Source organism: Streptomyces sp. NPDC005492, assembly GCF_040605995.1.
Lineage (GTDB): Bacteria > Actinomycetota > Actinomycetes > Streptomycetales > Streptomycetaceae > Streptomyces.
Map to the genome: position 1 here is coordinate 1 of NZ_JBEXDX010000082.1, position 19611 is coordinate 19611.

Annotated in this window: 18 protein-coding genes; 6 read left to right on the top strand and 12 right to left on the bottom strand. The window is 71.3% G+C overall.

The genetic code is table 11. The features are described 5' to 3' along the window. Positions 1-78: 78 nt before the first annotated feature. The gene (locus ABZT04_RS44530; RefSeq protein WP_356066039.1) at positions 79-2010 is read right to left on the bottom strand and encodes a transketolase; all 1932 of its coding nucleotides are present in this window, start codon (positions 2008-2010) and stop codon (positions 79-81) included. 55 nt (positions 2011-2065) lie between these two features. Here ABZT04_RS44530 and ABZT04_RS44535 point away from each other — a divergent pair, with 55 nt between their 5' ends. Beyond that, complete coding sequence (locus tag ABZT04_RS44535) at positions 2066-2413, top strand: VOC family protein (protein ID WP_356066042.1); 348 nt, start codon at positions 2066-2068, stop codon at positions 2411-2413. Between the two features lie 31 nt (positions 2414-2444). On the opposite strand, the gene ABZT04_RS44540 is transcribed toward ABZT04_RS44535, so the two are convergent. Beyond that, positions 2445-4406: a DUF5107 domain-containing protein gene (locus tag ABZT04_RS44540; RefSeq protein WP_356066045.1), complete on the bottom strand. Its 1962-nt coding sequence runs from the start codon at positions 4404-4406 to the stop codon at positions 2445-2447. A gap of 145 nt (positions 4407-4551) precedes the next feature. Between ABZT04_RS44540 and ABZT04_RS44545 the strand changes: the two genes are divergently transcribed. Further along, positions 4552-4899 carry a DUF6204 family protein gene (locus ABZT04_RS44545; protein WP_356066047.1) on the top strand — a complete coding sequence of 116 codons (348 nt, stop codon included), beginning with the start codon at positions 4552-4554 and terminating at the stop codon, positions 4897-4899. Here ABZT04_RS44545 and ABZT04_RS44550 read toward each other — a convergent pair. The 7 genes from ABZT04_RS44550 to ABZT04_RS44580 form a co-directional block, all read right to left on the bottom strand. Further along, entirely contained in the window at positions 4871-5422 is a 552-nt protein-coding gene (locus ABZT04_RS44550; protein ID WP_356066050.1) for a GNAT family protein, read from the bottom strand. The genes ABZT04_RS44545 and ABZT04_RS44550 overlap by 29 nt on opposite strands. Positions 5423-5449: 27 nt before the next feature. After that, a complete protein-coding gene (locus tag ABZT04_RS44555; protein WP_356066053.1) occupies positions 5450-5692 on the bottom strand; it encodes a LapA family protein in 243 nt (80 codons plus the stop codon). 68 nt (positions 5693-5760) lie between these two features. Then, positions 5761-7545: a CocE/NonD family hydrolase gene (locus ABZT04_RS44560; RefSeq protein ID WP_356066056.1), complete on the bottom strand. Its 1785-nt coding sequence runs from the start codon at positions 7543-7545 to the stop codon at positions 5761-5763. 135 nt (positions 7546-7680) lie between these two features. Next, complete coding sequence (locus ABZT04_RS44565; protein WP_356066058.1) at positions 7681-8613, bottom strand: LD-carboxypeptidase; 933 nt, start codon at positions 8611-8613, stop codon at positions 7681-7683. Beyond that, positions 8610-10562: a prolyl oligopeptidase family serine peptidase gene (locus ABZT04_RS44570; protein ID WP_356066080.1), complete on the bottom strand. Its 1953-nt coding sequence runs from the start codon at positions 10560-10562 to the stop codon at positions 8610-8612. Before ABZT04_RS44570 ends, ABZT04_RS44565 begins: the two co-directional genes overlap by 4 nt. A 15-nt stretch (positions 10563-10577) precedes the next feature. Then, complete coding sequence (locus ABZT04_RS44575) at positions 10578-11888, bottom strand: M20/M25/M40 family metallo-hydrolase (protein ID WP_356066060.1); 1311 nt, start codon at positions 11886-11888, stop codon at positions 10578-10580. Further along, positions 11881-12714 carry a M55 family metallopeptidase gene (locus ABZT04_RS44580; RefSeq protein WP_356066062.1) on the bottom strand — a complete coding sequence of 278 codons (834 nt, stop codon included), beginning with the start codon at positions 12712-12714 and terminating at the stop codon, positions 11881-11883. The genes ABZT04_RS44575 and ABZT04_RS44580 overlap by 8 nt, the downstream gene beginning before the upstream one ends. Before the next feature lie 122 nt (positions 12715-12836). Between ABZT04_RS44580 and ABZT04_RS44585 the strand changes: the two genes are divergently transcribed. Continuing rightward, positions 12837-13637, top strand: a complete 801-nt coding sequence (locus tag ABZT04_RS44585) for a thioesterase family protein (RefSeq protein ID WP_356066065.1) — start codon at positions 12837-12839, stop codon at positions 13635-13637. 7 nt (positions 13638-13644) lie between these two features. On the opposite strand, the gene ABZT04_RS44590 is transcribed toward ABZT04_RS44585, so the two are convergent. Genes ABZT04_RS44590 through ABZT04_RS44600 form a run of 3 tightly spaced genes read right to left on the bottom strand, consistent with a single transcriptional unit; the run spans position 13645 to position 16269 of the window. Continuing rightward, positions 13645-13941, bottom strand: a complete 297-nt coding sequence (locus ABZT04_RS44590; protein WP_356066083.1) for an SDR family oxidoreductase — start codon at positions 13939-13941, stop codon at positions 13645-13647. 18 nt (positions 13942-13959) lie between these two features. After that, positions 13960-14730 carry an SDR family oxidoreductase gene (locus ABZT04_RS44595; protein WP_356066068.1) on the bottom strand — a complete coding sequence of 257 codons (771 nt, stop codon included), beginning with the start codon at positions 14728-14730 and terminating at the stop codon, positions 13960-13962. 3 nt (positions 14731-14733) lie between these two features. After that, complete coding sequence (locus ABZT04_RS44600; protein WP_356066070.1) at positions 14734-16269, bottom strand: long-chain fatty acid--CoA ligase; 1536 nt, start codon at positions 16267-16269, stop codon at positions 14734-14736. Positions 16270-16445: 176 nt separating this feature from the next. Here ABZT04_RS44600 and ABZT04_RS44605 point away from each other — a divergent pair, with 176 nt between their 5' ends. The 3 genes from ABZT04_RS44605 to ABZT04_RS44615 are packed head-to-tail and all read left to right on the top strand — an operon-like array spanning position 16446 to position 19470. Then, positions 16446-17210, top strand: coding sequence for an enoyl-CoA hydratase-related protein (locus ABZT04_RS44605; protein WP_356066072.1), 765 nt, complete (start codon positions 16446-16448; stop codon positions 17208-17210). A 45-nt stretch (positions 17211-17255) separates the two neighbouring features. After that, the gene (locus ABZT04_RS44610) at positions 17256-18314 is read left to right on the top strand and encodes a 2,3-butanediol dehydrogenase (RefSeq protein ID WP_356066074.1); all 1059 of its coding nucleotides are present in this window, start codon (positions 17256-17258) and stop codon (positions 18312-18314) included. 1 nt (position 18315) lies between these two features. After that, positions 18316-19470, top strand: a complete 1155-nt coding sequence (locus tag ABZT04_RS44615) for an acyl-CoA dehydrogenase family protein (protein WP_356066077.1) — start codon at positions 18316-18318, stop codon at positions 19468-19470. Positions 19471-19611 lie beyond the last annotated feature (141 nt).

A 19611-nucleotide genomic window follows, 5' to 3' on the forward strand; every position in this document is an offset into this window, starting at 1 on the left:
CGCGGGCGGCCCCCGGCCCCCCCCCCGCGCGGGCCCGGCGCGCCCCCGACCCCCCGGCGGGCCCCGGGCCCGTGGCGTTCAGCGCACGACGGCCGTCTCCACCAGCAGCCGCCCGGCCGCCGCGATCGACTCAGCGTCGATGCCGGCCCTGTGCAACTGCTCCGCCGGGCTCGCCGAGCCGGGCATGGTGCGTACGGCGAGCCGGGCCAGCCGGGGCACCGGCCGGCCGTCGAGGAAGGCGTCGAGGACCGCGTCCCCGAGGCCGCCCTCCGGGTGGTGGTCCTCGACGGTGAGCAGACAGCCGGTGTCCTCGGCGGCCTGGCGCAGCGTCTCCACGTCGACGGGCTTGACCGAGTACAGGTCGACGACCCGCACCTGGATGCCCTCCCGGTCGAGGGCGTCGGCGGCGGCCAGCGCCTCGTGCACGGTCACCCCCGCGGCGACGACCGTCAGCCGGTCCCGGCTGGAGAACCGCAGCACCTTGCTGCCGCCGACCGGGAACTCCTCGTCCGGGCCGTAGATCACCGGGCCCGCGCCGCGCGAGGTGCGCAGATAGCGGACGCCTTCGAGGCCCACCGTGGTGGCGACGAGGCGCGCGGTCTGATTGGCGTCGCACGGGTACAGCACCGTCGAGCCGTGCACCGCGCGCATCATCGCCAGGTCCTCCAGGCCCATCTGCGAGGGCCCGTCCTGTCCGATGGAGACGCCCGCGTGCGAGCCGACGAGGTTGATCCCCGCACCGCTGACCGCGGCCATCCGCACGAAGTCGTACGCGCGCGTGAGGAACGCCGCGAACGTCGAGGCGTACGGCACCCAGCCGCGCGCGGCGAGACCCACGGCGGCGCCGACCAACTGCTGCTCGGCGATGTAGCACTCGAAGTACCGGTCGGGGTGCTCCTTGGCGAAGTACTCGGCGCGGGTGGAGTCCCCGACCTCGCCGTCGAGGGCGACGACGTCGGCGCGGGCGGCGCCGAGCACGGCGAGGGCCTGGCCGAAGGCGTCACGGGTGGGGACGTCGTCGCCGCGGTCGTAGCGCGGTAGCTCCAGACGGTCGGCGCGCACGGAGTGCAGCGCGCGGGCGGCGCCGGGTTCCTGGACGTGGACGCGGAGGTCGCGCCGGCCGCCGAGTTCGGCGATCGCCGCGTCCGCGTCCGGCAGCGGTTTGCCGTGCAGGCCCTCGCGGTCCTGGACGGAGGCGACGCCCTTGCCCTTGAGGGTGCGGGCGAGGATCACGGTGGGCTGCCCGAGCGTGGCCGCCGCCTCCGCGTAGGCGCGGTCGACTTCGTCCACATCGTGTCCGTCGACCTCGATGGTGTGCCAGCCGAAGGCGTCGAAGCGGCGGGCGTAGGCGTGCAGGTCGTGGCCGTGGCGGGTGGGGCCGCGCTGGCCGAGCCGGTTGACGTCGACGATCAGGGTGAGGTTGTCGAGGTGTTCGTACGCCGCGTGCTCGGCGGCCTCCCACACCGACCCCTCGGCCAGTTCGCTGTCCCCGCACAGCACCCACACCCGGTACCCGGTGCGTTCCAGCCGCTTGCCGGACAGGGCGATGCCGACGCCGACCGGCAGTCCCTGGCCCAGGGAGCCGGTGGCGGTCTCGACCCAGGGGAGCCGCTGCGGGGTGGGGTGCCCTTCGAGGCGGCTGCCGAGGGCGCGGAAGGTGAGCAGTTCCTCGTCGTCGACGGCGCCGGCGGCCTTGTAGGCGGCGTAGAGCAGGGGTGAGGCGTGCCCCTTGGAGAGGATGAAGCGGTCGTTGCCGGGGTGGGCGGGGAGGTCGAAGTCGTAGTGGAGGTGACGGGCGAGCAGGACGGCCATCAGGTCCGCGGCGGACATGGAGGACGTGGGATGTCCGGAGCCCGCCGCGTCGGCGGCCCGCACACTGTCCACCCGAAGTTGCTGTCCGAGTTCGACGAGTTCGGCGGTGTCCATAGGGCTCCTTCGGTGGGGGGATCGTCGTCCGAGGCATTCCGCGTCCCCCTGATCAAGCCGGCCAAACACGCGCCGAACGGGCACCGGGATCGCCCGAAAGGATCACCACCGCCCGCTCTCCCCAACTAGGCTCGTCCGTATGGAGATTCTGGGAGCCACGCTGCGTATCTGCGTCGACGACCTGGAGACCGCCGTCCCCTTCTACGAACGGCTCGCGGGCAACACCGCGCTCCGCTTCGAGCGCGGTGGGGTGTCGGTGGCCGCGGTCGGCTGTTTCCTGTTGATGAGCGGGCCGCCGGCGGAGCTGGAGGTGTTGCGCAAGGTCGCGGCCACCATCGCCGTCAAGGACGTCGACGAGACCCACACGGTCCTGACCGAGCTGGGCGCCCACATCGTCGCGGGCCCCATCGCCTCACCGGCGGGCCGCAATCTGATCGCGATGCATCCGGACGGGATGGTCTACGAGTACGTGGACCGGCGGGGCTGACCGGCCGGTCCACGCTGCGTCTCAGAGCGTCTCAGGGCCTGTCCGGCCGCATCCGGAAGTCGTAGCGGGCCGGCAGCGGTTCGTCGGTGAGCCGGGCCCAGAGCCGGCCGATCGACTCGGCGCCCTCGCGCAGGTCGGCGACCTCGAACCCGTCGTCGAAGACCGCCCACGCGTCGTCACGCCGCCCTTCGGCGAGCAGCAACTCCGCCTGGAGCAGCAGGAATCGGCCGCGTTCACGGGTGGCGGGGTGCAGCATCTCCCACACCGCGCGGGCGTCCGCCGGGCGCCGCACCCGCAGCAGCGCCTCGACGGCCTCGCGGCCGAGGGCGGCCGTGGCGGCGGTCCAGCTCTCACCGGCGTCCCGCCGCTCGTGGCACAGGTCGGCGAAGGCCTCGTTGTACCGGTCGGCGGCCCGCTCGTGGTTGCCCGCCTCCTGGTCCGCCACGGCGAGACAGCGCAGCAACGGCCAGAGGGACGGGGCGAGTTCGAGGGCCCGCTCCCAACTGCGCACCGCCTGCGCCCGATCGCCCGCGTGCCACTGCGCTATGCCGAGGTGGTACTCGGTGAGCGGGGTGGCGGGCGCCGTCTCCAGCATGTCCCGCCAGTGCGGGGCGACCAGCGTCTCGCCGGGCGGCCGGACCCGTCGCGGCTCGGGCAGGACACCGCTCCGCAGCAGGTTCACCCAGGGCTGCTGGGCCTCGCCGAGCATGGACTCCTCGAAGGGCGTGCCGGGCAACTTCCAGTCGGTACGCAGGACTTCGAGGGCACCCCAGCCGGAGCCGGTGGCGAGGATCTCGCCGGGTTCGGTGTCGGCGTACGGCTTCCAGGCGATGTAGGCGGCATCGACGTCGGCACGCGGCAGCTCCGCTTCGAGCCGCGCCTCCGCGTCCCCCACGACGGTCGACCACTCCCCCTCCGCCGGTGCGTCGAGCGGTCCGTAGGCCTCCAGCCAGGACACCTCGCTCTCCGGATCGAGCCGGACATGTTCCAACTGGGTCCGGGCCAGGCCCGCTTGGATCTCGCAGTAGCCGCCGGTGCCCGGTTCGGTGAGCCATTCCTGCCAGCGCCGGCCACCGCTCCCGGTACCCCACACGAAGAGCTTGCGGCCCCGCAGCACGTCGGTGGACGTCTGCACCAGCCCGTGCCCCTCACCGTCGAGCGCGGCGATCCAGCGGCGCCGCCCGTCCGGCAGTTCGTAGAAGTAGTCTGCCGCGTAAGGGCTGTTGAGGGGGTACGTCCGGTCCACTCCGTCGTACGACGGCACGGGCACCCGGCGCAGCCGCCGCTCGTACCCGAAGTGCCAAGCCTCATCGGCGGGGGCGAGGACCCGGCGTTCCTCCGGCACCGCGATGTTGGACCACCAGTAGACGGGCGCGGGCCGCTCGTGCGGATTGCGGATACGGACGCCGACGTACAGGAAGTCGGAGCCGTCCGGCAGCCACAGGTCGACCTGGAACGGCAGGTCGCGCAGCCGCTCCCACTCCCACAGGCGCAGCATCTCGCCGCCGTCCGGGGCGGGGACGCGGGCGGCGTGCAGGGGTGCGCAGGCGAGGGTGGTGTGGCCGGTGGCGCCGATGTTCCACTCGACGCCGCCGGAGAACCAGGCGCCGTTGAGGGCGAAGTTGGCGGGCTGCAACACCGGGTTGCGGTACAGGAGTTCGCGGTCGGTGGGCTTGTGGACGAGGGAGGCGATCCGGCCGCCGAGGGCGGGCAGCACGGTGGCGCGCAGCCGGTCGTTCTCGATCACGAGGGCGTCGATCGGGCGGGGTGTGCGCTCTCTGTCGTATCCGTCGCGGACGCGGGTGGGCAGCAGGCTACGGAGCGGCTCGTAGCCCACTTGTCGGGCCATGTCACGCGGAAGGTCCTCGCGGTCCCGGTCGTCGATACGGTGTGCCTCGTCGAGGGGACGCAGTGGGGGCAGCGGGTTGTCCGGACCCAACTCGGCGGTGGGCAGGGTCAGTACCTCACGTCGGATCGTCGTCACGATCACCATGGAACCCGGCAACGGGTGCGGTGGCCAGGGGCACTGCCGGTCAGGTTTCCGCAAAGGCGGGGGCCCGGAAATTTCCGCGTGCGGTTCGTCCCGGTCGACGTACAGTCGGGCGACCGACGGCACGGACCGAGGAGTGGAACGGCGGATGAGCGAGCAGCACACGTACCGGGTGATCGTCCGGGGCACCTGGGACGCGCTGACGGACGAGGCGCGGCAGCGGCTGCTGGGCGAGGCCGCGGAGCACGGGATGCTGAGCATGCGGTTCACCGAGGAGGGCTCGCTCAGTTACGAGGCGTCGCCGCTCAAGCACTTCTCGTGGCGCTACGTGGTGGTGTCGGACGCTGCCGACGGCGCGGAGATGGCGGCCGCGCTCGCGGAGGACCGCGCCGAGACCGCGCTGAAGGGTCTCGGCTACGGCTTCCGCGATCTCAAGTCGACGGTCACCGACCTGGACACGATGAAGGTCAACCGGAAGTCCGCATCTCGGCGGTGACCGCCCAGCGCTCGTGGTCGCGCCACGCGCCGTCGATGTAGATCATGTCCGGTGAGAAGCCTTCGAGGCGGAATCCGCAGGTGCGGGCGAGGGCGATCGAGGCGGCGTTGGTGGGCTGCACATTGATTTCGAGCCGGTGCAGCCGCATCGGCCCGAAGGCGTGCCCGATCACGAGGTTCATCCCCTCCCGCATCAGCCCGCGCCCGGCGGCGTGCGCGAAGACGCCGTAGCCCAGCGCACCGCACTGGAACCCGCCCTCGACGATGTTGTTGATGTTGATGAACCCGGCGATCCCCCCGCCGTCCAGCTCGCACACCAGGAACCCGGCCTTGGTCGGATCCTGGATCAGCCGCCCCGCATACGCGGTGTACGCGTCCCCGCTGGCCGGCGGGAACAGCCACGGCTGGTGCAGATCCTTACTCTCCCGCGCCCGGGCGGTGAACTCGGCACCGTCCTCGTGGCTGAAGTGACGTATCCCCACGCGGGGGCCTTCGGCGAGATAACGGGATGCGGTGTGCGGCATCCCGTCACCCTAGTGCGGGGGCAGGCCCTACCGACGCCGTCGCATGAAATAGGCCCCGCACAGGGCACCGATGACCGCCATGCCCAGGAGCGCCGTCCACAGGGGCATGGTCACCTCGGGGATCAGCAGGCGGATCTTGGTGTCGCGGGTGTTCTCGCAGATGAAGATCAGGGCCAGGACGGCGAGCAGCAGGACGGCGATCCGGGCGGGCGTCAGCACGCGTTCCCGCCGGGCGGTCCTGCCGCCGCGCTCGGTGGTCTTCGGGCTCATGCCTCCAGGGTGAGCCCGAAGCGGCCATCACGCACGGTGAAGGGGTGCCCCCGGCTGCACCCGACGGCTCACCCGCCGACGACCGGCAGCTCCAGTACCCCGGTGTCCTGCGGCGAGCTGACCACGGTCACCGGCTTGATGCCCCGGTTCCCGGTGTACGCGTCGTCGCTCGCCGCGATCACGAACCGCAACCGGTGCCCCTTCGCGAACCGGTGCACGATCGCGGGCAGCGTGACCGTGAAGCTCTTGGTCACGTCCGGGACCCGGACCGGGGCGACCAGCCGGTGGACGAGCGTCTTGCTGCCGTCGGGAGCGAGGTCGTAGAGCTTGGCGAAGAGGACGAGCTTGCCGGCGGCGTCGCCGGAGTTCTGGGTCCGCTCCGCCCGCGGGGAGACGACCTTGAGCGTCGCCCTCGGGGCGCCCACGACGTCCGTCGTACGGGTCAGGGGTGCGCCGGTCCAACCCACATACGTGCCGGCGATGTCGTACGGCGCCGGGTCCGGCAGGCCGATGGCTCCGTTCAGGGAGCTTTCCGAATGGCTCGTGGGGACCGCCCAGTTGGTGTAGCTACGGCTGCCGCGCGCCACCTTCGCCCGGTCGTCGACCAGCTTCCCGTCGCCGGAGAGGTACAACTTCTCGTCGAGCGCGGGGAGTTGGCTCGCCGTGGCGTAGGTGTCGGCCGGGTCCGTGATCCAGTCGCGGTAGTAGGCGAAGGCCGGTCCCGTGTCCACGCCCTTGTGCTCGAGCAGATAGCGGCCGAACCAGGACAGGATGCGCCGGCCCACATAGCTCGACTCCAAGTCGCCCTTGCTCAGGTCGAGTTCACCGGCGGCCGGGTCCGTCATCCCGCCGCTGTGCCCCCAGGACTGCCAGACCATCTTCGTGGTCGTGCCCTGTGCCTTCAGTGTCTTGTACGTCGCCGTCGCCTCGTTGAGGTTGAACAGGGTGTCGGCCTGCCCCTGGACGAGGAGCGTCGGCGCCTTCACCCGGTTCAGATACGTCACCGGCGAGACACCGCGTGCGTAGCCGAGCAGGTCCGCCGTCGCCTTGGCGGGATAGCTGCCGGAGTTGAGGGTGCGGACGGTGTCGCAGGCCTTGGTGACGAAGTGCAGGCAGACGAGGGAGTTGACGCGGGTCGGGTCGAGGTTCGGTGCGGTGAGGGGCTGGCTTTCGCCGATGAGGTAGAAGCCGTTGGTCCACTGCCACTTGAAGGCGCCGGGCACGGCACTGCTGCCGGCCGCGTTGTTCGGGTCGAGGGAGTACGCCAGGTCGTTCCAGGTGATCAGCGGGACGAGCGCGTCGACCCGGTGGTCGACAGCCGCCGTCGCCAACTGGACGGCACCGCCGTACGATCCGCCGATCATCCCGACCCGTGGATCCCCTTTCCGGTCGAGGGTCACGAAGTCGGCCCTGGTGCCGTCGTCCGCGGCCCGTGTCCCCGCCAGGAAGTCGATCAGCCCCGACGCGGCCGTGCCGTCGATGTCCGGGTCGTCGAGCGAGATGAGACAGCCCGAACCTCCGAAACCCAACCCCGAGTAGACGAGCCCCACATAGCCGCGCTGCGCGAAGGCCTTGCCGATGCCGTCCGTGGAGCCGTCGGACTTGCTGCCCCCGAAGCCGTTGGTCACCAGCACGGCGGGCGCCGGGTGGGCCCGGTCCACACCCGCGGGCCGGTACAGATCGGCGTCGATGGTGCAGTTCCGGCCGCCTGCGGGGACGGTGAACTTCAGGGCCGTGACGGTGTATTGGTCGAGAGTCTGTTGGTCGATCGCGGCGGCGGGCCCGCCGAGCGCGAGCGGTGCGGTGAGGGAGAGAGCCAGTGCGGCGCGGATTCCGAGCGGGCGACGGGACAAGAGACCTCCACACTGAGGACAACAACCCGACTTACCGACCAGTAAGTACTGGCCTCTCGCCATGGTGTGACACGTGTCAGCCCCGGTCAACCATCGTGCAAGGTGTTTCTTGACAGAGAGTCAACAAGCGAACGACTACCGCAGCGCCGGCTCATCCAGCGTCAACGTGCCCGCGTCCGCGTCCAGTTCGGCGCTCACCCCGAGCGGTATCGTCAGCGCCCCGTCGCAGTGCCCGAACCCGAACTCCTCCACCATGGGCACACCGAGCCCGCCGAGGCGGTCGACGAGCACCGGGCGCAGTTGCTCGTACGGTCCGCATCCGGCCCAGGAACCGAGCGCGATCCCCGCGACCCCGTCGAGCCAGCCGGAGCGCAGGAGTTGGGTCAGTATCCGGTCGACGCGATAGGCCTGTTCGCCGACGTCCTCGACGACCAGCAGCCCGCCGCGCGCACCGGGCAGCGCGTGCGGGGTGCCGACATCGGTGGCGAGCAGGCTCAGACAGCCGCCGAGGGTGACACCCCGGGCCCGTCCCGGCACCAGCGCACCGCCCCCGCCCGGCACGGCGCGGATCGTCCGCACGGACTCCGGGTCGAACAGGGTCGCCCTCAACTGCTCCTGTGCGCGGGCGTTCTTGATGAAGTCGGCGCCGGCCGCGGCGGGCCCGTACAGGGTGACCAGGCCCAGCCGGGTGGCGAACGCCTGGTGCAGCACGGTCGGGTCGCTGAAGCCGACGAACACCTTCGGACCGGCCGCGCGCATCGCCTCCCAGTCGAGCAGGTCGACGATGCGCTGCACGCCGTAGCCACCGCGTGCGCACAGGACGGCGGACACGGTGGAATCACACCAGGCGTTCTGGAGATCGGCCGCGCGGTCGGCGTCGGTACCGGCCAGATAGCCCAACTCGCCGTGCCGGTCCAGCACATGGGGTGCCACGACCGGGTCGAGGTCCCAGCCGCGCAGGATGTCGAGGCCCGTCTCCAGCCGTTCCTCGGACACCGGGCCGCTGGGCGCGACGACGGCCACGCGGGCTCCGGGGGCGAGCCGGTACGGCCGGACGAGTGCCGTCACTTGGTGAGCTCCAGGGTCGGGATGCCGGGTGGGTCGATGCCGAAGACCTGGGCGTACAGGGAGAGTTCGGACTCCAGGGCGCGGACCATGGTGTCGGCGCGCCGGAAGCCGTGGCCCTCGCCCTCGAACGCGAGGTAGGCGTGCGGGACTTGGCGTCCCCGCATCCGCTCCAGGAGGCGTTCGCACCCGGCGGGCGGGCAGATCACGTCGGCCAGGCCCTGCATCAGCAGGAACGGCGCGGTGATGCGGTCGGCGTGCTCGACGGGTGAGCGCTCGGCGTACCGGGCGGGCACCTCGGCGAGGGGGCCGACGAGGGTCTCCAGGTACCGGGACTCGAAGTCGTGGGTCTCCCCGGAGGCCCAGTTGGCCAGGTCGAGGACCGGATAGATGATGGTGCCGCAGGCGTAGACGTCGGTCGTCACCAGGGACGCGGCGCTGGTCCAGCCGCCCGCGCTGCCGCCCCGGACGGCGAGCCGGGCGCGGTCGGCGGTGCCCTCGTCGGCGAGGGCCTGGGCGACGGCGGCGCAGTCCTCGACGTCGACGACGCCCCACTGTTCGCGCAGCCGGTTGCGGTACTCCCGGCCGTACCCGGTCGAGCCGCCGTAGTTGACCTCGGCGACACCGATGCCGCGCGAGGTGAAGTAGGCGATCTCCAGGTCGAGGACGAGCGGCGCCCGGCTGGTGGGGCCGCCGTGCGCCCAGATGACGTACGGCGGCAGTTCGTCGCCCGGCGCGGCCCAACCGGGGCTGTGCGGTGGGTAGATGTGGGCGTGGATGTCGCGTCCTGCGGGGCCGGTGAAGGTGCGGATCTGCGGTTCGGGGTAGTGGGCGGGGTCCACCGGGTCGTCATGGGCGGCGCCGATCACCCGGGCCCGGCCGGTGCGGGTGTCCAGTTCGACGACCTCGTAGGCGCTGCGCGGGCTGGCTCCGACGCCCACGATCCGCTCGCCGTGCACCGCCAGCGTGGACGTGAACTCTGTCCAGGGGCCGGCCGCGTCGACGACCTCGCCGGTCTCCGGGTCCAGGACACCGAGCAGGGCGGCACCCCGACCGTGCACGACGGCGATCGGACCGCTCTCCAGAGGGGCGAACCAGCGCTGGCCGAGCTTCCACAGCGGCCCGCCGAACTCCTCCTCGCGGGCGCACAGCGGCCGGTGGTCGCGGTAGAGGTTCCACCAGCCGGTGCGGTCACTCGCGTACAGCAGTGAGCCGTCGAAGCCCCAGTCGACCTGGGCGATCGACTCCTCGGGCCCACCGGCCACGATCCGCGGGGCGCCGAACGTGCCGTCGTCCGCGACCTCGGCGAGCACCAGCTCGGTGCCGTCCCACGGCATCCGCGGATGGTCCCAGCCGAGCCAGGCCGCGCGCCGCCCGTCGGGCGAGAGGCGGGGTCCGGACACGAACCGGTGCCGCTCGTCGGTGAGTTCGCGTACGGCGTGCCGGTCCTCGGCGGCGGACCCGTCCAGCGGTACGGCGGCCAGGACGCGGCGTACATCACCGGACCTCTCGCCGGTGAACTCCTCAAGGACGCACCACACTTCACCCAGATCCGTGCGCAACTGCGGTTCCGCCCATCGCAGTCCGCCGCCCACCGACGACACGGGGGTGAGCGGTCTCGGCTCGCCGAGCAAGTCGTAGCGGTACAGCCGCTGGTCGGCGAAGTGCACGAACACCACGAGCGGTTGGGAGTCCTCGACGACTCCCGCCCAGGGTTGTCCGCCGTACTCGATGACACGGCTGCGGACGTTCCACGGCGCGGGCAGCACCGATTCCTGGGTGCCGTCCGCGCGGCGCCGCACCAGGGTGCGGCGGCCGCCCTCGGTGGGCCGGGGTTCGGTCCACCAGGCCTCGTCGCCGACGAAGCCGACGTACTCGGGTTGTCCGTCGTGCGCGGCGGCGAGGGCCGCGTCGATGGGCGAGGGCCATGAACCGTAGGCCGAGGTCCGCACGTTCTCCCCCACTCGCTAGGCCGTCCTCAGAAAGCGGTCCAGGACGCGGACGCCGAAGTGCAGTGCCTCCACGGGTACCCGCTCGTCGACTCCGTGGAACAGCGCCTGGTAGTCGAAGCCCTCGGGCAGCTTCAGCGGGGCGAAGCCGTAGCCGGTGATGCCCAGGCGCGAGAACTGTTTGGCGTCCGTGCCGCCGGACATGCAGTACGGCACCACGTGCCCCTCGGGCGCGAACTCCTCGACGGCGGACCGCATTCGGGCGTAGGTCGTCGAGTCGACGGGCGCCTGGAGGGCCACTTCGCGGTGGTGGAACTCCCAGTCGACGTCCGGTCCGGTGAGCCGGTCCAGGGTGGTGCGGAACTCGTCCTCGCCGCCCGGCAGATAGCGTCCGTCGACATACGCGACGGCCTCGCCGGGGATCACGTTGACCTTGTAACCGGCGCTCAGCATGGTCGGGTTGGCGCTGTTGCGGACCGTGGGCTCGACGAGCTTTCCGGCCGGGCCGAGCTTGGTGAGGAGTCCGTCGACGTCGTCGAGGTCGGGCTCGATGCCGTAGAGCGCGGCGAGTTCGGTGAGGGCCGCGCGGACGGTCGGGGTGAGCCGTAGTGGCCAGGTGTGTTCGCCGATGCGGGTGACGGCGGCGGCGAGCCGGGTGACCGCGTTCTCGTGGTTGACCTTGGAGCCGTGGCCGGCCCGGCCGCGCGCGGTCAACTTGAGCCAGCCCGTGCCCCGTTCACCGGCGGCGATGGGGTAGAGCTGCCGGCCGGCGCCGTCGTGGAAGGTGAACGCCCCTGATTCGCTGATGCCCTCGGTGCAGCCCTCGAAGAGCCCGGCGTGCTGGTCGGCGAGGAACCCGGAGCCGTCCACGGCGCTGGCCTCCTCGTCGGCGGTGAACGCGATGACGAGGTCGCGCCGGGGCCGTACGCCCTGCCGGGCCCAGGCCCGCACGACGGCGAGGATCATCGCGTCCATGTTCTTCATGTCGATCGCGCCGCGCCCCCAGACGACCCCGTCGCGGATCTCCCCGGAGAAGGGGTGCACGCTCCAGTCCTCGGCCTGGGCCGGTACGACGTCCAAGTGACCGTGGACGAGCAGCGCGTCCGCCGAGGGGTCGGTGCCCTCGATGCGGGCGACGACGTTGGTGCGGCCCTTGACGCGTTCGAGGAGGGTGGGTTCGAGACCGGCGCCGGCCAGTCGCTCGGCGGCGTACTCGGCGGCGGGCCGCTCCTGGCAGTCGCCGCCGCCCCGGTTGGTCGTGTCGATCCGGATGAGGTCCGAGGTGAAGGCGACGACCTCGTCCAGGGCCCGCTCGTCGATGTCAGCCATACTGCTCCTCCACCGCGGCCGAGACGATCGTAGTGACCGCCTTGAAGGTGCGGATCCCCTCGTACATGGTGTCGCTGGTGTACGCCACCTTCCGCTCCCCCACCCGTGCGACCCCCGGCACCACGGTGGCGGCCATCGCGAGGTGCTCGGCGTCGAATTCGAGCGCGACGGTGAACGGCCCGGCCTGGACCGGTTCCTGACGGACCGCCAGTTGCGCCGCCTCCTTCGCCGCCGCGCGGATGTCGGCGGCGGTCCTCGTCGGTGTGCGGCACACGGCCGCGTACCGGGACACATGGTCCTTGACGGCGACCTTCAGCGCTTCGGGCGCGTACCCGAGGGCGTCCTCGCAGGCCACGTCGTCACCGGTGACCAGGACGACCGGTACCCCGTACTCGGCGACGACATGCGCATTGAGCAGACCCTCGCTGGCGCGGACGTCGTTCAGCCATACGCCGGTGATCGAGTTCGCGAGGTAGGTGTGGGCGAGGACGCCCTCCATGCCGGCGCCCGCGTGGTAGCCGACGAACGCGATGCCGTCGATGTCGCCGTGCTGCACGCCCTCCACCATGGAGAGGGACTTGTGCCGCCCGGTGAGCATCTGCGTCCGCTCGTCGAGCTGTTCGAGGAGCAGGTTGCGCATCGTCCAGTGCGCCTCGTTGACGAGTACCTCGTCGGCGTCGCCGTCGTAGAAGCCGAGGACGGCGGCGTTCACGTCCGAGGTGAACAGCGAACGGCACCGCTCCCACTGCGGTGTCCCCGGCAACACGTCGGCGGGCCAGGTGACGCCGGTGGCACCCTCCATGTCGGCGCTGATGAGGATCTTCATGGTGCGTCACGTTACGCGCCGGGGCCGGAACCCGCCATGAAGTCGGCCGCCGCTCCGGGGCGCGTCGGCGGCCTGATCGCGGGCTACGCTGCTGAATCGAACAGCCCGAGGAGAGACGTCCGTTGAACACCGGCACCACGGTCCCCGACAGCTACTACGAGCGCACCGGCGAGCACCGCTACAAGCCCACCGCCCACGCGAGCGGCGCCTGGGACCCGGACGAGCTGCACTTCAGCCCGCTCGGCGGACTCGTCGTCCACGCCATCGAGCGGGCCGTGCGGCCGGAGACCGGCCTCCTGATGTCGCGGATCAGCTACGACATCCTGGGCCGGCTCGCGCTCGACGAGTGCGAGATCCGGGTGGAGACCGTCCGGCCCGGTCGCACGATCGAGCTGGTCGAGGCCGTGGTGCTGGTCGGTGAGCGGCCGGTGGTGCGGGCCCGGGCCTGGTACCTCGCCGCGGTCGACACCTCCGCCGTCGCGGGCGGCACGGGCGACCGGCTCACGCCTCCCGAGCGGCTCGCCCCCTGGGAGATGAGCGCGCTGTGGCCCGGCGGATACATCGCGTCCGTGGACGTCCGCCCGCTGGCCCCGCCCCGGCCGGGCCGTACGACCGCCTGGGTCTCCACCCGGCACGCTCTCGTCGCCGGTGAGCCCAGCAGTCCGCTCGCGTCCTACCTCGCGCTGGTCGACACCGCGAACGGCATCGCCGTACGCCAGCCGCCCACCGCCTGGATCTACCCGAACGTCGATCTGACGGTCCACCTGCACCGGCAGCCCGAGGGCGCGTGGACGGGGCTGGACACGACGGTCACCTTCGGACCGACCGGGCAGGGCCTCACCAGCACGGTCCTGCACGACGTCCACGGTCCGGTGGGGCACGCGCAGCAAATACTGACCGTGCGGCCCGCGCCTGAGCGCTGATCGCGCGCTACCGCGCGGTCCAGCCGCCATCCACCGTGAGGGTGGTGCCCGTGACGAAGCGCGAGGCGTCCGAGGCGAGGAAGACCGCGGCGCCGCCCAGTTCGCCGACCGTGCCGACACGGCCCAACGGCGTGCTGTCTACGATGCGTTCACCCCAGCGACTGGCCAGCAGGCCGGAGCTGAGGTCGGTGTGGAAGTAGCCGGGCGCGAGGGCGTTGACGCGCACCCCGCGGTCGGCCCACTCCACGGCGAGGGACTTGGTGAGCGCCTCGACCCCGCCCTTGCTGGCCGCGTAGGCGGCGATCCGCTCGAAGCCGGTGCGCTACCGCGCGGTCCAGCCGCCATCCACCGTGAGAGTGGTGCCCGTGACGAAGCGGGACGCGTCGGAGGCGAGGAAGACCGCGGCGCCGCCCAGTTCGTCGACGGTACCGACACGGCCCAACGGCGTGCTGTCGACGATGCGTTCACCCCAGCGACTGGCCAGCAGACCCGAGCTGAGATCGGTGTGGAAGTAGCCCGGCGCGAGGGCGTTCACCCGCACCCCGCGATCGGCCCACTCGACGGCGAGCGACTTGGTGAGCGCCTCGACCCCGCCCTTGCTGGCCGCGTAGGCGGCGATCCGCTCGAAGCCGGTGCGGGCGTGCACCGAGGAGACGTTGACGATCGAGCCGGAGCGCTGCTCCAGCATCACCTTGCCGGCCTCGCGGCAGCAGTAGAAGGTGCCCTGGAGGTTGACGTCGATGACCTGCTGCCAGTCCTCGTCGGTGACCCGCTCGCTGCGGGTGAAGTGCGGGCTCGTACCGGCGCAGTTGACGACCGCGTCGAGGCGGCCGGTGCCGTCGGCGATGCGCTCGACCATGGTCCGTACGGCGGTGGAGTCGGCGACCGAGCCGGGCAGGACGAGTACCTTGCCGCCGTGCGCGGCGAGTTCGGCCTCCAGGCTCTCAAGGTCCGCCGCGGTACGGGCCGTTGCCGCCACGGTCGCGCCGGCCTGGGACAGGGCGACCGCGATGGCCCGGCCCAGGCCCTTGCCCGCGCCCGTCACCCAGGCGGTCCGGCCGTCGAGCCGGAGTTCGGTGGTCACGTCGGTCATGGCTCAGCCCTCCGCGGGGATGTCACGCAGGGTGCGCTTGAGGACCTTGCCCGACGGGGTGCGGGGCAGTTCGTCGACGATGTCGAAGCGGGCCGGCACTTTGAACTTGGCGAGGCGGGCCCGGCAGAACTCCCGCAGCTCCTCCGCGCCCGCGCTCTCGCCGGGCCTGAACACCACGAAGGCGCGCGGGACTTCACCCCAGCGGGGGTGATCGAGCCCGACCACGGCGGCCTCCAGGACGACCGGGTGCTCGTACAGCACACGCTCCACCTCGGGCGTGGCGATGTTCTCGCCGCCGGAGACGATCATGTCCTTCTTGCGGTCGTCGATATAGAGGAAGCCGTCCTCGTCGAGGTGCCCGATGTCGCCGGTGTGGAACCAGCCGTCCCTCAGGGCCGCCGCCGTGGCCTTCTCGTCGCGCCAGTACCCGGCGAAGACCTTCGGGCCGCGCAGGGTGATCTCGCCGAGTTCACCGGCCGAGACCTCGTGGCCGCTGTCGTCGACGATCCGCACGCGCGTGTGCGGGACGGGACGGCCGACCGAGCCCAGCTTGGACAGGGCGTGCTCGCGGTCGAGGAAGGTGTCGCCGGAGACGGTCTCGGTCAGGCCGTAGGCGTCGGCGAACCAGGCGCTCGGGAAGGCGGTCATGATGCGCCGCAGCACCGGTTCGGGGGTCTTCTCGCCGCCGCCGAGGACGAAGCGGACCGAACTGGTGTCGTACTCCTCGCGGTCGGGGACCTCCAGGACCGCGTTGACCATGGCGGGCGCCAGCCACACATTGGTGACCCGGTGCCTCTCGATCGCGTGCAGCACGCCCACCGGGTCGAACTTCCGCTGGAGCACGACACCGCCGCCCGCGTACAGCACCCCCAGGGCCGGCATGTCCAGACCGCCCACGTGGTAGAGCGGGCCGCAGACCAGCGTGGTGTCCGCCGCCGTCAGACCGAAGTGCACGATGTGCGCGAGGTTCTTGGCCTCGAGGTTTCCGTAGGTGATGCGGACGCCCTTGGGGCGTGAGGTGGTACCCGAGGTGTACATGAGCCGCTGGAGATCACCGGGCTCGACCTCCACGGGCTCCACCCGCTCCCCCTTGTGCCGGGCCAGCAGCTCCTCGTAACCGGCCCACGGCTCCTCGGCAGGATCACCGCCGCCGATCAGGACCCGGTGCTCCAGATCGGTGAGACACCCGGCGCTGCGCTCCACGGCCGGCACGAACTCCGGCTCGGTGACGATCACCTTGGCCTGCGCGTGCCCCAAGATGTACTGCCACTCCTCCTCGGAGAGGCGGTAGTTGAGCGGCAGAAAGACCGCGCCGAGCCGATTGGCGGCGTACACCAGCTCCAGGAACTCCGGCCGGTTGTAGAGCAGCAGCGCCACCACATCACCCCGGCCGACGCCCAGTTCGGCCAGTCCCGCGGCCAACTGATTCACCCGTTCATGCAGTTGACGGACGGTCAGACCGCGTCCCTCCTGCGTCACGACCACGGCGTCGGGCCGCTGCGTCAGGTGGTAGTCGAGGATGCTCGCGAAATTGTGCACGGCGACTCTCTCGCTCGGCGGCCGGAAATGTCCCGACCGGTCGGTTGCCCGCTCCCAAGATTTAGTGTACCCCTTGGTCTATAAAACCTGGGAGCCGCACTTTACGACGGAGCGTCCGCGACGACAACCGTCCGCACACAGCGATATGTCGCATCCGCCGACGAGGAGGGGTCTTCGTGCCACGCATCCGGCTCGACACCGACGGACCGGTCGTCACGGTCCGCCTCGACCATCCGCCGATGAACGCCTTCGACTCCGCACAACGGGAGGAGTTGTCCGCCCGCGTACGCGAGCTGGCCGACGCCTCCGCCGTACGGGCCGTGGTGCTCTACGGCGGCGAGCGGCTCTTCGCCGCCGGCGCCGACATCAAGGCCCTGGCCGCGATGGGCCCGGAGGAGATCCGTGGCTGGAACCGCGCCTTGCAGCGCACCTTCGACGAGGTCGCCCGGCTGCCGATGCCGGTGATCGCGGCCGTCACCGGGTACGCGCTGGGCGGCGGCATGGAACTGGCCCTGGCCGCCGACTACCGGGTGGCCGCCGAGGACGCGGTGCTCGGCCAGCCGGAGGTCCAGCTCGGGATCATGCCCGGCTCGGGCGGCACCCAGCGCCTCGCCCGCCTCATCGGCCCGTCCCGCGCGAAGAACCTGTTGATGACCGGCCGGCAGGTGAAGGCGGAGGAGGCGCTGCGGCTGGGCCTGGTGGACGAGGTCGTCCCCAAGGGCTCCGCCCTGAAAGCTGCCCTGGCCTACGCCCGTCAACTGTCCGAAGGCCCACCGGCCGCCCTGGAGGCGATCAAGGAAGCGGTGGACCACGGCACGGACGCGGGCATGTCGGCCGGTCTGGCACTGGAACGCGCGCTGTTCACCGGGGTGTTCGGCACCCAGGACGCGACCGACGGACTCGACTCCTTTCTGAACCGCGGCAAGAGAAGCGCCCCATAAGGGGCGGATCCGCAGACGACACACGACACGAAAGGGCCGGAAAACATGGAGGCACTCGTCTGGCACGGCGCACTCGACCTACGACTCGAGGACGTGCCCGAGCCGCCGGACCCGGGCCCGCACGAGGCGGTCGTGGACGTGACGTGGTGCGGCATCTGCGGCACGGACCTGCACGAGTTCCTCGAAGGCCCGCACATGATCCGCGAGGGCCCGCATCCCCTCACCGGTACCAAGCCACCCCTCGCCCTGGGCCATGAACTGAGCGGCACGGTGGTCGCGTTGGGCGCGGACGTGCCCGGCATCGCGGTCGGCGACCGCGTCACCGCGGACCCGGTGTGGCGCTGCGGCGTCTGCTTCTGGTGCACGCGCGGCGAGTACCACATCTGCCCCAAGAGCGGTTCCGTGGGCCTCGCCTCCCCCGGCGGATTCGCGGAACGCGTCACCGTGCCGCTGGCCGGTCTGACCCGTCTCCCGGACAACGTCAGCGACGAACTCGCCGCCGTGGCCGAGCCGTTGGCGGTCGGGCTGCACGCCGTGACCCGGGCCGGGGTCAAACCGGGCGACAACGTTCTCGTCGTGGGCGGCGGACCGATCGGCGTCGCCGTGGTCCTCGCGGCCCAAATCGCCGGTGCGGCCGGGCTGTTCGTGAGCGAACCCCTCGCCGGGCGGCGCGAGATGCTGCTCGGCATCGGCGTCACCGAGGCCTTCGACCCGCGCGAAACGGACGTACGGCGTGAGGTGTTCGTGCGGACGGGCAGGATCGGCCCGGACGTCGTCATCGACGCGACCGGTGTGCCCGCCCTCGCGGGACAGGCCGTCTCCATCGTCCGGCGTGGCGGCCGGGTCGTGCTGGCCGGGGTCGGGCACGGCAGCGTCGAGTTCGACATGGGCCAACTCGTGTTCTACGAGCGGTCGGTGGTCGGCACGCTCGGCTACAACTTCGACATCCCGCGCGTGATCGATCTGATGAGCACCGGACGACTGGATGCCTCGCCCCTGATCACCGGCCGTTTTCCGCTCTCGGGAGGAGCCGGTGTCTTCGAGGGCCTGGCCGCCGACCGGGCCCGGCACCTCAAGGTGCTGCTGACCCCGAAGGGACTGTGACATGGACTTCGACCTGCCCGAGGAGACCCTCGCTCTGCAGGACATGGTCCGCGAGTTCGCGGCCAACGAGATCACGCCCCACGCGGCCGAGTGGTCCGAGAACGAGATCTTCCCCACCAAGGTCTTCACCAAGCTCGGCGAACTCGGCCTGATGGGCATGCTCGTACCGGAGGAGTACGGCGGGGCGGGCTCGGACACGGTCACCTATGTCGCGGTGATGGAGGAACTCGGCGCCGCCGACCAGTCGGTGGCCTCCTCGTGGAACGCCCACTCGACCATCGGCACCCTTCCGTTGCTCGCGTACGGCACCGAGGAGCAGAAGCGGCGCTGGCTGACCCCGCTGGCCAAGGGCGAGGCGATCGGTGCGTTCGGGCTGACCGAGCCGGAGGCCGGCTCCGACGCGGCCGGGATCGCGACCACCGCCCGCCGGGCGGACGGCGGTTGGGTGATCAACGGCACGAAGATGTTCATCACCAACGCGGGCACCGACATCAGCCAGGGCGTCACCCTGCTGGCCACCACCGGCATGGGCGCGGACGGGCGCAAGGGGTATGCGACCTTCTACGTGCCGACCGGCACGCCCGGTTACACGGTCGGCGCCAAGCTGAAGAAGCTCGGCTGGCACGCCATGGACACCCGGGAGCTGGTCTTCACCGACTGCTGGGTCTCCGACGACCATCTGATCGGCGAGGAGGGCAACGGCCTGCGGCAGTTCCTGTCCGTCCTGGACGGCGGCCGGATCAGCGTGGCGGCCCTGGGCCTCTCACTGGCCAAGGCGGCGCTGGCGCTCGCGGTCAAACACGCCAAGGAACGACACCAGTTCGGGCGTCCGCTCTCCGACTTCCAGGCGGTCGCGCACAAGATCGCCGACATCGGTACGGAGTACCAGGCGGCCCGCTGGATGGTGTACCGCGCAGCGTGGCTCGCCGACCAGGGCCGGCCGCACAGCACGGAGGCCGCCATGGCCAAGCTGTACGCCTCCGAGGTCGCCAACCGGGCCGCGTCCCAGGCGCTCCAGATCCACGGCGGCTACGGCTACGTCCGCGAGTCGGAGATCTCCCGCTTCTACGCCGACGCCAAGATCCTGGAGATCGGCGAGGGCACCAACGAGATCCAGCGCAATGTCATCGCCAGGGCCCTGGTCAAGGACGCGTGAGGCGGCGGGGCCCGTGGTGCGCCCTGGGCCGTGTCCGCAAGGTCCCGCCTGCCTCGCGGCGAACGACGGGACCAGGGCGTCACCAACCCCAGAACGAGATCCCCCAAAATAAAAAAATACACAAAAGTACACAAAAAATGA

Bases quoted from the DNA above. Each gene is read 5' to 3' on its own strand.
- ABZT04_RS44535 (WP_356066042.1), top strand. From the start codon at position 2,066: ATGGAGATTCTGGGAGCCACGCTGCGTATCTGCGTCGACGACCTGGAG.
- ABZT04_RS44540 (WP_356066045.1), bottom strand. From the start codon at position 4,406: ATGGTGATCGTGACGACGATCCGACGTGAGGTACTGACCCTGCCCACC.
- ABZT04_RS44545 (WP_356066047.1), top strand. From the start codon at position 4,552: ATGAGCGAGCAGCACACGTACCGGGTGATCGTCCGGGGCACCTGGGAC.
- ABZT04_RS44550 (WP_356066050.1), bottom strand. From the start codon at position 5,422: ATGCCGCACACCGCATCCCGTTATCTCGCCGAAGGCCCCCGCGTGGGG.
- ABZT04_RS44555 (WP_356066053.1), bottom strand. From the start codon at position 5,692: ATGAGCCCGAAGACCACCGAGCGCGGCGGCAGGACCGCCCGGCGGGAA.
- ABZT04_RS44575 (WP_356066060.1), bottom strand. From the start codon at position 11,888: ATGGCTGACATCGACGAGCGGGCCCTGGACGAGGTCGTCGCCTTCACC.
- ABZT04_RS44580 (WP_356066062.1), bottom strand. From the start codon at position 12,714: ATGAAGATCCTCATCAGCGCCGACATGGAGGGTGCCACCGGCGTCACC.
- ABZT04_RS44595 (WP_356066068.1), bottom strand. From the start codon at position 14,730: ATGACCGACGTGACCACCGAACTCCGGCTCGACGGCCGGACCGCCTGG.
- ABZT04_RS44610 (WP_356066074.1), top strand. From the start codon at position 17,256: ATGGAGGCACTCGTCTGGCACGGCGCACTCGACCTACGACTCGAGGAC.
- ABZT04_RS44615 (WP_356066077.1), top strand. From the start codon at position 18,316: ATGGACTTCGACCTGCCCGAGGAGACCCTCGCTCTGCAGGACATGGTC.